The organism is Lysobacter sp. FW306-1B-D06B (assembly GCF_038446665.1).
In the GTDB taxonomy this organism is placed as follows: Bacteria; Pseudomonadota; Gammaproteobacteria; order Xanthomonadales; family Xanthomonadaceae; genus Lysobacter_J.
In genome coordinates, this window is the sequence record NZ_CP151802.1 from 3,458,296 (window position 1) to 3,470,744 (window position 12,449).

The following is a 12,449-nucleotide window of genomic DNA, read 5'->3' on the forward strand; positions in this document are numbered from 1 at the left end:
ATGCAGCCCCAATGAAGACCCTGCCGAAGATCGAAGCCGCTGAACAACTGCGACTGGCCCGCGAAACCAACGTGATCGCGGAAGTCGAAGCGCTCCGTAGCGAGATTGCCCGCAAGGTCAACCGACTGAGCCCGGCGGCCATCGTGGCGTTGGCCTGCTCGCGGTTCTCCGAAAGCACCACGGAGTTGGCTTTCGAGAACTTCCGGACTGAAGTCGTCGAATTCCTCGCCGCGCTGGAAGCGAGCAGCGAAGAACTGCGGGCCGATTTCAATGCCGAGAAGGAAAGGATCGGACCGACGCTGGAAGCCGCGACTCGCCGGCATTTCGCCATCATCGACAGGATCAAGAGCATCGATGGCCGCATCAGCGCCAACCAGCGCAACGATGCCAACAAGCGAGAGCGCCTCAGCAAGGCGGGCCTGAAGGGGGCTGAACTCGAAAGCGTCGCCCTTCCGACCGACAACTCGGCGCTGGCGGCGGAGCGCGCCGACCTCCAAGCGGAGAACGAGGCGCTGTTGGAATTCATCCGCACCAAGGACACGCGCCATCTGCCGGATGGCTTTGCCCGCGAAGTGCGCGAAGCCGCCTAACGGTTCAACGGTCGGGTCGAGAGAGCTGAATAGAACACCCGCCGCCAGTTCCTCGGCGGGGAATAGGCTCCGCGATACAACTCGCTCATTGAGGCCCGATCACCATCTACTGAGAACTCCGATGAATCCTCAGCTCGAGAACAACAACCACAATCGCGGCAACAACGGCAGGCCGAAGGGCATCCGGGGCGTCCGCGTGTTGGCGTCGCGGCACTCCCATGACTGCCTCAAGGTGCTTGTTGATGTAGCCAATAGCGAACAGGCACCGGAGGCAGATCGGGTCCGTGCTGCGGAAGTCATCCTTGCCTATGCCACGAGCCGGCCCGTGCCGAACCGGGCCAGCGGAGATGTTCATGGCGCTTGAGCTGAATATCGCCGGCGGAACCACTGCCAAAACCCTGTCTTCGAAGTGGGACGGCCTGTCGCCGCACCTGTTGGCGAAATTCTACGAGGTGTACCGGCAGGACGCCGGCGGCGAGTGGCTGGCGGACGATGGCACCATCGTAGTCGCGCCGCTCACCGACTCGAACCTTGAGGCGACACTCAACTGGCAAAGCCCGTTTGAGAACTCGGGGCCCGAGGCGAGCATGCCCGCGCTCATGGCCATGCTGCAGTCTGGGGCGATTACCCCCGTGCTGGACGCATTCGACGCCGCCGGTAAGGCCCTGCAGAAAGCCACGGGGGTTGAAGGCTATGCAGACAGCCTGATGGGCCGCGTGTCCGCCAGCGTGCGTAGCGGCGCGCGTGGCCTGGAGGGCCGTACGGGCATTACCCGTCTGAACTCCACGCAGGTGTTTTCGGGCATGCCGCCGATCAAGTTTCAGGTCACCGCGTTGTTCCGGGCATGGTCCAATCCTGTGAAAGAAGTGGAAGCCCCCTTCAACCAGCTGATGTCGTGGGCGCTCCCGGAGAAGTTGAGCGAAATGGGGCCGATCCTGTCTCGTGCGGTGGACTACGCCGTGGGCGGACCGACCTCCATGACCGACGTGCTGGCGCCGTCGAAGGCGCCGACGAAGATCGGCATGACCTACAAAGGCAAGACCTACTCGCCGCTGGTGATCGAGTCGATTGGCCAGCCGATCGATTCCCCTGTCGATAGCAGCGGCCGATTTGTTGAGCTGCTGGTGCCGATGACCCTCTGCACGCTGGCCGCGCTGGACCGTCAGGACTGGAAGCGCATCGGGTCGCTGTAGAGATTGGAATCTAGGAGATACCGAATGACCTGTGAAGCCACTTTGCCATCCCCTGAAGTTGTGCAGGCACTTGCGTTGCTCCACGAAGAGTTGGCGGTCGCCCGATTCAGGCTCCTCGGTACCGCCGAGCGTATCGGCGACACGACGTTCCTTCACCTTGTCCGACTCGGGTATTCGATCCCAGCGCCTCACAAGGACGCGATGGCTCAGATTGAGTCTGACCGCGCGGCTATCCGGCTCGCCATGGAGCGTGATCAAGGCGAGGTTCAAGAGGTTGTCGAGCACCTGTTCCCGAACCGCCCTGTTACTCGCCACTGAGTACCCTGTGATAGCAATGACCACCAAAAAGAAGCCGCCCCGCAGAAAGCCCGCCAACCCGCCGCGCAAGGCCGGAGCCGGTCGCCCGACCAAGTACCAGCCCACTTACGCCGACCAGGCCCGAAAGCTAGCCCTGCTCGGTATGACGGACAAGGAAATGGGCGACTTCTTCGGCGTGGCCGAATCCACATTGCACCTGTGGAAGAAGGAGCATCCGGAATTTTCGGAGTCCCTAAAGGCTGGCAAGAATGGCGCTGACATCGGCGTCGCCACGTCCCTGTATCACTCGGCGCTCGGCGGTGGCACGGTCACCGAGGTAAAGGAAGAAATGGATGCCGAGGGGAACGTCATCACCAAGAAGACGGTGAAGCAGCTCGCGGCGAACGTGACCGCGCAGATCTTCTGGCTGAAGAACCGCCAGCCGCTGAAGTGGCGGGACAAGGTGGTTCTGGAGGACGAGACGCCAGCAGAGACGCTCACAGCGACCGCCGACAAGTTCTTCGTACTCATGGCAGCGGCGCGCGAGCGGCAGCAGGCGGTTCTGACGGAGCGCGGCCTGCTTGACCCGCGTGATGAGAACTGAGGGGGGCATGCCAAGGCTCGCATGCAGACGCATGGCAGCTCCCGGCGGCGCTGACCGAAGCTGGTGGCGCATGCCAGCAGGTTCGCCAACAGATTTCTACCGCCGCCCAGATCAGGACAAATACAGCCCTTACCAGAAATGAACCGCAATGTCCCGCAATTAATTCGAAGAGAAATTGCGGGACTTTGCAGGAAGCAGCCCCCCACACTTGTTCGCGCCGAATTGGTACCTCAAGTGCCACTGCAGGCGATTCTTCTGCCGCGCAGCGGCTGCCACCATTTTCATCACTCACAGGGGATCATCGCATGACCAAGAAGCCCATCCAGAACACCATACGACCCGTCGCCGACCCCGCCGCCAATTCCGGCCTCAACGTATTCTCCGGCTTCGACGTTGTACTAGAAGCCATGCTTGAAGATCACAACGGAATCAACATGCAGATCATCGCCATCGCGAGGCTGGCGAAGCATGCGCTGGACAGCGATATGAGTAGCGCTACGGACGATGCCGGCCATGCCTTCGATGCGATCAGCCGGCTCGCATCCTTGGCCAACGCCAAGCTCGACCTCGCCTTGAGCGAAATCGGCGATTCCCAGCTCCGTGATGCGGCCTAACTGTCATTTACACCCGTAACGAGACGGCCCCACTTTTGGGGCCGTTTTCCTTTCCGGCGCCAAAGCACCCTCCGTTGGACAGAACGAACTAGAATCACCCTTGTCCGGCGGCGAGGCGAATTCTCATCCTCGCCCCTTGGGGCGGGCAATGTCCATCGTCGTGCCCGCGCCGGCTTTTGCGATCATGTCCGCCGCGCGCGGATGGCTTGTTCAGGCAAGAATGCTCCGATCTGTTACGACGCTCCACGACTTGCGGATCGTCAACGCTGCCACGGAGTGCTAATGCCTCGGCCTTCGTAAGGCTCGCAGATGCCGGTAGTCCATCATGAACTCACGGCAGACTTGGATCGGCACCTTCCAGCGCGGCGAACAGCGCCTGGAGGTGCAGGGCATCTCGAATAGCATCCCAACCGCTTACGAGCGGCTCGTCGGCTTATCCTGACTCGTACCGCCGACGGTGAGCCGGATTCATCGTCTGATCCTGCCACTTGCAGTGAGGGCACCAGTGGCCTTGCAGCACGATGCTAGGCGCCGTCGACCAGACGTGTCCCCGATGGCACTGCCACTGCAGGTGGTCCGCGTTAGACACATAGATCTCCGACAAACAGCGGCCACCGCGAGACTCGGCCAACCGACGCATCGGCTCTATGCCCAGACGCCGGCCTTCTTGATGGCAGGATTTGCACCAACGACCGCGTAGCACGTCCCGTCCTAAGACTTCCCACTCGTGTCCCCGCCGGCAGCGGAACCGGTACCTGGTGTTAACGCCGCGGTAGGTGTCGGAAAGGCACACCCCACCCTTCGCCGCCGCTATCGCACGCAGCTCTCTAAGCCGCCCCGCTTCTAGATTGGTTGTGCTCGAATACCCCAGCTGCGCCGTAACCCGACGCTCGGTCGCGCACCGTTGGCACCAACGACCTTGCGTCAGGACATTCTGCATTTGGGTGTTCCACTCGTGCCCCTGCGCACATCGAAAGCGGTAGGCGATGGTGTAACCGCGGTACTCCGCGGACAGGCATTCACCCCCGTTGGCGACCGCCGCCGCTTGAAGCCGCTGCAGACGCAACGCGCCGGTTGCCCGATGCCGCTCAGCCGCACGCTGCCGCTTGGCTTCCGCCGTTCGTGCGTCGCCACAGCGAGGACACCAACGGTCGTTGTAGAGCGTGTTACTGGCGCTGGACTCCCATTCGTGTCCATGCGCGCAGCGATAACGGTACTTGGCCTTGAGGCCACGATATTCGGTTGACAGGCACACCCCGCCTTTCGTAGCAGCCGCAGCGCACAGTTCTCCTAAACGGTCCGGCCTCATCCCTAACGCCGTAAGCCAACGCCGGTGCGGGCCCGACGACGAGAAAGGCCGGAAGTATCGGGCCGGGGCGGCCATGTCGACCATGCCTTACCGCAGCCGTACCGATTGCTGCACGCATGGAACGTGCGCTCAGTCTTCGGGTTGTAACGGACCAGCACTACGCCTTGTTCGCAATGCGGGCACTCCGGTGGCAGCTCCTGGCTGCCGTTAAACAGCACCGATCCGTCACGGTGCTCGCGCAGCAGCTCAATCGCATACGGAGAGGGGTACTTGCTCTGGGTCAACAACACCGCCTGCCGCTTGGCGCGCGTCAGTGCGACATAGAACAAGCGCCGCTCCTCTGCGTCCGTCACGCCCTCCTTCGCCGGCAGCACCATCTCCAGCAGTGGATCGTCCTCGCGCTCGCTGGGGAAACAGAAGAAATCGTGCTCGACCCGATATAGCCCTACGACCAGCACGTAGTCCGCCTGCAATCCCTTGGCACTGTGCATCGTGTGATATAGCGTCGCGCGCTTGTTCCGCGTGATCAACGTCAGGCGATCGCCCCAACGGGCGTTGAGCGCGTCGACCTGGTCACTGCCCAGACCCGCGATCCGCTTTTCGCCATAACGACCCAAGACAAACACCGCTGGTTTGTCGCCCACCGGATGACGTTCAACCCACTGCAGAAGCGTGTCCTCGACCATTGGCACGAGGTCAGCGTCCGCGCTGTAGCTGCGCACATCGATGACACCCATTCGGGCTTGATCCTGTGCGCGCACATCCTTCACCAGTTGGGTGGGGTTCTTCAGCACGAACTGTCGGGTGATGTCGGCAATGCCCTGGTTGGTGCGGAACGTCTGGGTCAAGTCGCAACGCCGATCACCGCCCGCGCGGCGGTTGAACGCCGGGCCGAACTGGTTGAACAAGATCAGGTCCGAACCGGCGAAGCGGTTGATCGCCTGCCAGTCGTCTCCGACGGCAAACAGATGGCTATCGGGCCGGTTCGCCAGAAGCGTTCGCACCATCTCGCCCCGTCCCGGTGCCGTGTCCTGAAACTCATCGACCAGGATGAAGCGGTATGGACGCGCCGCCTCCGGCTCTTTCAGGTAGGCCAAGGCGCGACGAATCATCTCGTCGTAGTCGATCTGGCGATCTTCCCGCAGCAACTCGTTCACGGCCTCGGCAACCGGCCACGCCACATCGAGGAACAAGCGTGCCCGTGCCGGCTCCGGTTGGCGGACCAGCCGCGCTTCCAGCGTGGCGCGGTCCCAGCCGTTCAGGCGGACCTGCGAGACCGCCCGCCCCACGATGTCGTCATCGACGGATATACCAATCTGCTTTAGACGGGCCTCGACTTCGCTGGCGGGACGCGCCCGGAACTCGACGCCCAACTCGTGCAGGCACTGGGCGAGCTTCGCGAACAAGATGCCATTGCGGTATTGCGCACTGGTCGTCCAGAAATGGCGGGCATCCAGCTTCGACAGGGCCGCCTGCTTGACTTTGGCCTGCTCCGCATAGCCCTGCGGATCGTTGAAGAAGCTCGGCGCGTGCCCGTCGGCGTTGAGCGCAAAGTGCTCGTGGACGATGCGGACTTCGCCCGCGCCGGCGCGAATGCGATAGGTGAAGTCCGGAAGCCATGTCGCATCCGGACCAAGCAGAGCCGCGCCCTCTGGGAAAGGGGTCTCGTACTCGAACTCTACGCCCATCAGGTATAGCCAGTTCGCGATGGCGACTTCTTCAAACGAGCGCACCGGCTTGGCGCAACCCAGCGTGAGAATGCCGTCCCGCTGCCCGCGTTGCTGCCAGATCCCGCGCAGGTATTCGAGGTACTCGGCTTCGCTGTTGAAACGCGATTCGGCCGGCTGCGGGAAGCGCAGCACCGCCTGTAGCAGCCACCACTTCCCGGCGAAGGTCGGGTCGCGTTGGCAGCGTTCGATGGCTCGGCGCAGACGCTGGCGGTTGTCCTGCTCCTTCGACACGGGCGGCCTTCGTCCCTCATGCTGCCGGATGACGTCCAGACCGAGCGAATGAAATGTGCGCGACTCGATCGTCGCGCCCTGACTCAACCATTGCGCGAAGCGGTGTTTGATATCCGCATCGATTGGGCACTCGGGCGCCGTCATTGCCGTCAGGCGCTGGACCATGCGCTGACCGATCTCCTTCGCCGCCTTCTCGTTGAAAGCCAGGCACAGAATTTCGTCCGGTGCGGCCAAGCCCTTGGCCAGCAAGTAGGCGACCTTGCCGACGAGGGTCGAGGTCTTGCCCGATCCCGCCGCGGCCACGAGCAGGGTGTTCTCCTCCAGCGTGATCGCAGCCTTGCCCTGCTCCTCGGTCAGCGGCCGTTCCTCGCATTGCGCGAAGAACGGCTGCCAGCGCCGCCACTCGTTATCGACAAAGCGGCTGTTGTGCTTCTCCAACACCTGCGCGGGCAACCGCGCGATGGTTGACAGCGGCTCGATAAACACACGCAGGCGGGCCGCTTCTTCGAAGCGATCGACGTGGGGTGACTTCAGCCGTTCCCGGGCATCGGCAACGCGGTCGGTGTGCGGACGCAGTCGCTCGCTGATTCGTTCCCGATCCCGCGCCGCCAGGTAGCGCGGCGGATTAAGTTCCTTCCGCAGCGCACTCCACAACGGCTCCAGTGTTTGTAGGTGTTCCTGCAGTTCCCGCCGCAATCGCGCCAGCGCTGCCTGGCGTCGCTGTTCGATCTGTTCCACCAAAACGGCGGCATCGGCATGGCGCAAGCCGCGCAACACCGTGCGCGCCTCACCGCGCTCGAACAAGCGGACACAGGGGAAGCACCAGCCCCGTTCAACAGCGACCGTCAGATCCAGCGCTGGGAGCGTGTATTGGCGGTCGGCCGTCGTGATCTGGAGTTGATCGATCCGAGACCACTGCAGAGCCCATCGGTCACTGAGTCCGACCAAGGTGGCGAACCAGTGAGGAACTGTCTCATTCAATCAGCACCTATGGCGAGACTTTTACTTCGAAACCAAATCCTGCTTCTGAAATGACCGCGGAGGCAGCTGCAACAAACTCTTTCGCAATCCCGCCCAGCTCGTATTTCGCTAGCAGCTGAATTAGTGGCTTTTTTCCCCACCGCAGCGGGGAAAGCCACAACCATCTCCCCGCTCTCGATAAAGGCCAGATAGCGATTGATCTTTTCCTGCAGGAGAAGCAAGTGCTGCTCATCCTCGCCACTTTCCCACGGCAAGTGATCTGCTATTCCCAGAACGACAATCCCCGCATCAGTCAGCGGACTGCCGATCATGTCCACCTTGTCACTTTCTAGAATTGACATATCGCTTAATCAGATTTTGGCTCGCCTTTCGGCTTAGGTGGACGAACAATTTCAACCTTGGTTGGAGGAATTGCTGTGCCCCCAGCAAATCCAGGCTTTCCCTTGCCGACGATGGTAGCGCCACTCGACTAGATCTCAGGAAATGCAGCGCGCTGATTCCTCGTCAGTGGCGCCATTTCGGATGCCTTACATTCACGGCAAAACAATATTGCCATCTTTGCTCGAAGCGATGGCACGCGATCCGACGCTCGACGAGGCCCAGATCACCGTGGCGATGACGCAGGTCGACCAAATCTGGGCGCAGCTGTTTCCGGCCGAGCAGCAGCGGCTAGTGCGGTTGCTAATCGAACGGGTCGTTGTCAGTCCGACAGCCTGGACCTGCGCTTGCGCCCGTGTGGTCTGCGGGGGTCTGGCCGCTGAGTTCCGCCCCACCGCATAGCGGCACGCCGCATGAGCCGGGCCACGTTGCAGACCGCCGGTCCTGCGGTGCTGGCTGACGGCGGCCTGCCCCTGTCGGTGCCCATTACCCTGACCCGGCGCAGCCAGCGCCGCCAGATGGCGCCGAACCCGGCGAACGAGTCGACTACGCGCCAGGCGACGTCCCTTCAGCTGGCACTGGCGCGGGCACACCTGTGGCTGCGGATGCTGGAAACCGGCGAGGCCGCCGCCATCCTCGACATCGCCGTACGCGAAGGCGAAGACCGCAGTTACGTCAGGCGCCATGCTCAACCTGACCCTGCTGGCGCCGGACCTCGTCGCGGCCATCCTCGACGACACGCTACCGGAGGCGGGGCGGCTGCACGACCTGGCGATCAATCCGCCGGTGCAATGGGACGAACAACGGGCGTGTCTCAGTCCGCATCCCACTTCAAGAGAGATGCGGACTGACGAACACACAAAACGCCCCCGCGTACTACCAGCGGTAGTTCACACCCACCTGACCACCGACATCGCGGTAGCCGTCGGCACCGGCCTGCAAGCCTAACTGGCCCCAGCCGGTCCATCCGCCGCCGAGCTGCGCCTGCGCGCCCAACTTCAGCTCGTAGCGGTCACGCGGCAGATCCAGAATTAGCGTAGTGCCGTCGAAGGCCATGACGTTCTTGTCACTGTCGTGCCACCAGTTGACGCTGACGAACGGCTGCACGAGGTTGCCCGCGTCGCTACTGGCATGGCCGTAGAACCGCACACCCAGACGGCTTGTCAGGCCACCGGCTTGTATGTCCTCGACCACGGTGCCGTTGCGCTCACGGTGCGTCTGCGCCGAGTAATCAGTAAAGATCGCCTGCACCTGCGGCTCGATGTACAGATCGGTCTTGCCACCCTGCGACAACGCGAACGCATAACCCGCCTCCAGCGAGGCAGCCCAACTCGTGGCGTCGTAACGCTCTTCATCCAAGTAGTCACCCAACACACTGTGGTCGTAGCGACCGTACTGCAGCCAACCGTCGACATACAGCCCGGCCGGCGCGCTGGCAGTGGCGAACCAGGTGCCGTACATGCCCAGGTTGTAGCCCTTGACCTTGCCCTTGGCGCGGGCATCAACACCGCGGGCGTTGGAGTCGACATGCGTGTCGGCGCGGCCGGTACCGCCCATCAGGCCGAGATGGAAACGGCTATCGCCGGTCCACAGGGCCATTTCGCCACCGAGTTGGACCACGGAGGTGTCGGTGCCGACATTGAGCTGGTCGAAGCCAGCCTGGCCGTCCATCTGGTTACGCACCACGCGCACCCAGCCGGCCGCAGCGCGGTCGTCGCCACCATGGGCAAAGGTCGGTTCGCCCATGCGGTCATGCATGACGTGCTGGAACATGCCAACGGCGGCAGCTTGGTTGGCCAGATAGGCTCCGGTTTCCGGGCGGTAAAGCGGTACCGCAGTCGGATCAGCGTTCGGCGCTGGCTGCGGACTTGGTGCGGGCGTTGGCTGCGGACCTGGAGTGGGCACGGGTTGCGGATCGGGTGTCGGAACTGGAACGGTGGTCGCTTGCGAACGCAGATACCAGTCGCCGTCGTTCGGATCGACAACGCCGCCCTTGTGCAGCAGGTATTCGTAAGCACCGCCCACCGCACGGCCGTTCAGCGCGAACGTGCCATTGGATGCGCCGTCTACCCGTACTACCTGGATGCCGTTGACAGTCTGCGCACCGGCGCCGCCTACGTTGTTGACCGTGACCGCGGTATCGCCAGAGGTGGCGCCCTTCACAACCAGCCTATCGGTTTGTGAATTGTCATCGCCCAGTTCGGTGTTGAGCGTCAATGTGCCGCCACTACTGGCGTAGTCGCCGTCGACCGTAATGGACTTGAAACCTCGCCCGATGGGTGTAGCGAAGGCAATCGCGCCTGCCGAGGTCAGTGAATTGACATCGGAGTAACCCGTGACGGTCCATGCACTGGAAGAGTCCAGCGACACGGCGTCGCCATTGGTGATCTTGCCCGTAAGGGTCGAACGATTCGCGAGCGCAAGATTCAGAGAGCCGGAGCTTGCCCGCAGATCACCGACCAGATCCACCTGATCCGTTGTCACGGATAACGTAATCGGTTCGGGGTTGATGCCGACGTAGATCAACTCGTTATTGCCGCCACTCAACTTTACGCCGTCGCGCAGATGCAACTCGTTAGTATCGGCCATTGCCAGGACGGCTGCGTGTCCCGAAGAAGCCAAGCTACCGCCCGAAACAGTCGCCCGATTGAGCGTAGTGCGACCCGTAATCTTGACCCCAGTACCCATGCTAAGGGCATTACCTGCTGCCTCAACCGTGGTTCGGGCCAGCTCCAGAGTTCCACCGATACTAACTTCGACTCCTTGCTCGAGACCTCCAGCCTTGATCTTGGAATCTGTTGCCACAAGCGTAGCCCCATGGACCTCGATTCCCCGTCCATTTGATGCGACCGAAGTTTGATCCAAGTGAACTTCGCCCGCGTAATCGGCATGGATACCCACATAAGCACCCTGAATCTGTGAGTTTGCAATGTTGATCCGACCGCCCTTCGCGGTAGCGCCTGCGCGGCCACTTACCGTTGCATCATCCACGTCAATCAAGCTGCCACTGCCGTCAGAGAGCAACGCATTGTTGGAGCCTGCAGCGACGGTCGTTCCGTTGCGCAAGGTGACCGCTCCACCATATTCAGCCTTGACGCCCCACCCATCGACACGTGAACCCGACAGTTCGACCAGACCTTGATTTCCGGACACCACGGTCAGGCCACTCGACGACGATAGCGTCGAATCAGAAAGGGAAACTCGACCACCGCGGTTGGCAATGACGGCATTTGCTGACGGACCACCCGTAGTCGCAGTCACACCTGAGCCTTGAATGATGCTGTTAGTACCTTCAGCTCCCAAAGCGGTTCCGGATGACGAAACGGTTCCACCATACGCCGTGCCGGTGTCATAGGCACCCGAAGCCGTCTGGGTAGTGCCATCCGTGACAATCAGCTGCGCTGCGTGCGCGCTTGAACTCAATAGGCTACCAGCCAATGCCGCACCGATCGCCAACGCCAAAGTACCGCACGAGAACTCCTTGTGGTTCATGCTTATCTTCCTGTTTCAAAAAAATGGGCCAGCCTCACCTCGATCCAAGGAAGTGAGAAAAGTATCGAGTCCACACGACCTGAATCACGGCGCCAACGCAACGTCAGAGCGATCTCTAGGTCGATGGAAATTTGCTTGCAGCTAACGTCAGCGCACCATTTCCGTACGAACATACGCGCACGTGGCATCAGCGCCAGGCCATGTCCAGACGCCAGCGTGGGTTGTCAGCACTTGGGAGCCGATTGAACCGGCACGGGTTCCAGGCGCGTCGTACCGCCTTCATCCACCAGCTGATTGACCGAGAGCTGACAGGCCCGGCCCTGCCACGAAAAGCCGACTTCGTAGTCGCGTCCTGCTTCCGGTGTGAACGAAATTGCGCCACTGCATGAGGCGCTGGGGCCGGAGTACCTGACGTTGCCTACGGTGTAGAACGACGAAACATCCTGATAGCCCAGGCGCAAGCTCGTGGGGATGCCCGCCGGAATGGCGTACTCGCGAAAATATGCCTTCGATGCAATGCCATTCATCTGCGACAGATTACGGGTCGACTCGGTGTCCGGCATACCGAGCGACACATTAGACACTGCGCCAAAAAGCGAACCAAATGCGCTGCCCAAGCTTCCGGAGACCCGCTCACCATGACCCTTGATGCACGCCTTGCCTGCATGGAGCTGCGCAATGGCTCCGTTCTGGCCGAAGATGCGGATTCGGCTCTCGCCATCTGGTTTGGCTGGATTGGACGCTGCATGGCTTCCGCAAGCAAAATTCATCAAGACGACGCCAATAAAAGTGGTGAATCGCATAAGCACTCCATTCGAAAAAAGAAGCGGAACGACACCACCGCCCGGATGGCCGCACCTGATACCGCACCCGAGAGCCTCCGCTCGGCTGCGTAGACCTTCACCGCACCTCGGATCACCCTCCTCGTAGTACCGAAATCCCTTTCGATTCATGCATGCTTCGTATGCATCGGATCGAAGTCAGCGATTTCGAGGCAGCTTATGAGGTGCTCCACTGAGCAACGTTGTAC

General features: G+C 61.7%; 12 protein-coding genes. 8 read left to right on the forward strand and 4 right to left on the reverse strand.

All coding sequences use genetic code 11. The features are described 5' to 3' along the window. The first annotated feature begins 11 nt into the window (after positions 1 to 11). From AAFF32_RS16055 to AAFF32_RS16080, 6 genes are all read left to right on the forward strand, one after another. Positions 12 to 590, forward strand: a complete 579-nt coding sequence (locus AAFF32_RS16055; RefSeq protein ID WP_342315739.1) for a hypothetical protein — start codon at positions 12 to 14, stop codon at positions 588 to 590. Between the two features lie 121 nt (positions 591 to 711). Beyond that, entirely contained in the window at positions 712 to 954 is a 243-nt protein-coding gene (locus AAFF32_RS16060; RefSeq protein WP_342315740.1) for a hypothetical protein, read from the forward strand. Continuing rightward, positions 944 to 1,783, forward strand: coding sequence for a hypothetical protein (locus AAFF32_RS16065; protein ID WP_342315741.1), 840 nt, complete (start codon positions 944 to 946; stop codon positions 1,781 to 1,783). The genes AAFF32_RS16060 and AAFF32_RS16065 overlap by 11 nt, the downstream gene beginning before the upstream one ends. Positions 1,784 to 1,807: 24 nt before the next feature. Then, on the forward strand, positions 1,808 to 2,101 hold the full coding sequence (locus AAFF32_RS16070) for a hypothetical protein (RefSeq protein ID WP_342315742.1): 294 nt from the start codon (positions 1,808 to 1,810) through the stop codon (positions 2,099 to 2,101). A 16-nt stretch (positions 2,102 to 2,117) separates the two neighbouring features. Then, positions 2,118 to 2,684 (forward strand): hypothetical protein, encoded by a 567-nt coding sequence (locus AAFF32_RS16075; protein WP_342315743.1) that lies wholly within the window; start codon positions 2,118 to 2,120, stop codon positions 2,682 to 2,684. Between the two features lie 305 nt (positions 2,685 to 2,989). Continuing rightward, complete coding sequence (locus tag AAFF32_RS16080; protein WP_342315744.1) at positions 2,990 to 3,298, forward strand: hypothetical protein; 309 nt, start codon at positions 2,990 to 2,992, stop codon at positions 3,296 to 3,298. A gap of 1,311 nt (positions 3,299 to 4,609) precedes the next feature. Here the strand turns inward: AAFF32_RS16080 and AAFF32_RS16085 are convergent. Together AAFF32_RS16085 and AAFF32_RS16090 are read right to left on the reverse strand one after the other, a co-directional pair. Then, positions 4,610 to 7,372 (reverse strand): UvrD-helicase domain-containing protein, encoded by a 2,763-nt coding sequence (locus tag AAFF32_RS16085; protein WP_342315745.1) that lies wholly within the window; start codon positions 7,370 to 7,372, stop codon positions 4,610 to 4,612. 173 nt (positions 7,373 to 7,545) lie between these two features. Further along, a complete protein-coding gene (locus tag AAFF32_RS16090) occupies positions 7,546 to 7,890 on the reverse strand; it encodes a DUF6572 domain-containing protein (protein ID WP_342315746.1) in 345 nt (114 codons plus the stop codon). Between the two features lie 142 nt (positions 7,891 to 8,032). Between AAFF32_RS16090 and AAFF32_RS16095 the strand changes: the two genes are divergently transcribed. Together AAFF32_RS16095 and AAFF32_RS16100 are read left to right on the forward strand one after the other, a co-directional pair. Beyond that, positions 8,033 to 8,329, forward strand: a complete 297-nt coding sequence (locus AAFF32_RS16095) for a hypothetical protein (protein ID WP_342315747.1) — start codon at positions 8,033 to 8,035, stop codon at positions 8,327 to 8,329. A 282-nt stretch (positions 8,330 to 8,611) separates the two neighbouring features. Beyond that, the gene (locus AAFF32_RS16100) at positions 8,612 to 8,875 is read left to right on the forward strand and encodes a hypothetical protein (RefSeq protein ID WP_342315748.1); all 264 of its coding nucleotides are present in this window, start codon (positions 8,612 to 8,614) and stop codon (positions 8,873 to 8,875) included. Here AAFF32_RS16100 and AAFF32_RS16105 read toward each other — a convergent pair. Together AAFF32_RS16105 and AAFF32_RS16110 are read right to left on the reverse strand one after the other, a co-directional pair. After that, positions 8,804 to 11,419: an autotransporter outer membrane beta-barrel domain-containing protein gene (locus AAFF32_RS16105; RefSeq protein ID WP_342315749.1), complete on the reverse strand. Its 2,616-nt coding sequence runs from the start codon at positions 11,417 to 11,419 to the stop codon at positions 8,804 to 8,806. The two genes, AAFF32_RS16100 and AAFF32_RS16105, sit on opposite strands and share 72 nt — an antisense overlap. A 224-nt stretch (positions 11,420 to 11,643) precedes the next feature. Beyond that, complete coding sequence (locus tag AAFF32_RS16110) at positions 11,644 to 12,222, reverse strand: hypothetical protein (RefSeq protein WP_342315750.1); 579 nt, start codon at positions 12,220 to 12,222, stop codon at positions 11,644 to 11,646. Positions 12,223 to 12,449 lie beyond the last annotated feature (227 nt).

Excerpts from the sequence above, each read along its gene's own strand:
- AAFF32_RS16105 (WP_342315749.1), bottom strand. The coding sequence starts at position 11,419 with ATGAACCACAAGGAGTTCTCGTGCGGTACTTTGGCGTTGGCGATCGGT.
- AAFF32_RS16055 (WP_342315739.1), top strand. The coding sequence starts at position 12 with ATGAAGACCCTGCCGAAGATCGAAGCCGCTGAACAACTGCGACTGGCC.
- AAFF32_RS16095 (WP_342315747.1), top strand. The coding sequence starts at position 8,033 with ATGCAGCGCGCTGATTCCTCGTCAGTGGCGCCATTTCGGATGCCTTAC.
- AAFF32_RS16060 (WP_342315740.1), top strand. The coding sequence starts at position 712 with ATGAATCCTCAGCTCGAGAACAACAACCACAATCGCGGCAACAACGGC.
- AAFF32_RS16065 (WP_342315741.1), top strand. The coding sequence starts at position 944 with ATGGCGCTTGAGCTGAATATCGCCGGCGGAACCACTGCCAAAACCCTG.
- AAFF32_RS16070 (WP_342315742.1), top strand. The coding sequence starts at position 1,808 with ATGACCTGTGAAGCCACTTTGCCATCCCCTGAAGTTGTGCAGGCACTT.
- AAFF32_RS16090 (WP_342315746.1), bottom strand. The coding sequence starts at position 7,890 with ATGTCAATTCTAGAAAGTGACAAGGTGGACATGATCGGCAGTCCGCTG.
- AAFF32_RS16100 (WP_342315748.1), top strand. The coding sequence starts at position 8,612 with ATGCTCAACCTGACCCTGCTGGCGCCGGACCTCGTCGCGGCCATCCTC.
- AAFF32_RS16110 (WP_342315750.1), bottom strand. The coding sequence starts at position 12,222 with ATGCGATTCACCACTTTTATTGGCGTCGTCTTGATGAATTTTGCTTGC.
- AAFF32_RS16080 (WP_342315744.1), top strand. The coding sequence starts at position 2,990 with ATGACCAAGAAGCCCATCCAGAACACCATACGACCCGTCGCCGACCCC.
- AAFF32_RS16075 (WP_342315743.1), top strand. The coding sequence starts at position 2,118 with ATGACCACCAAAAAGAAGCCGCCCCGCAGAAAGCCCGCCAACCCGCCG.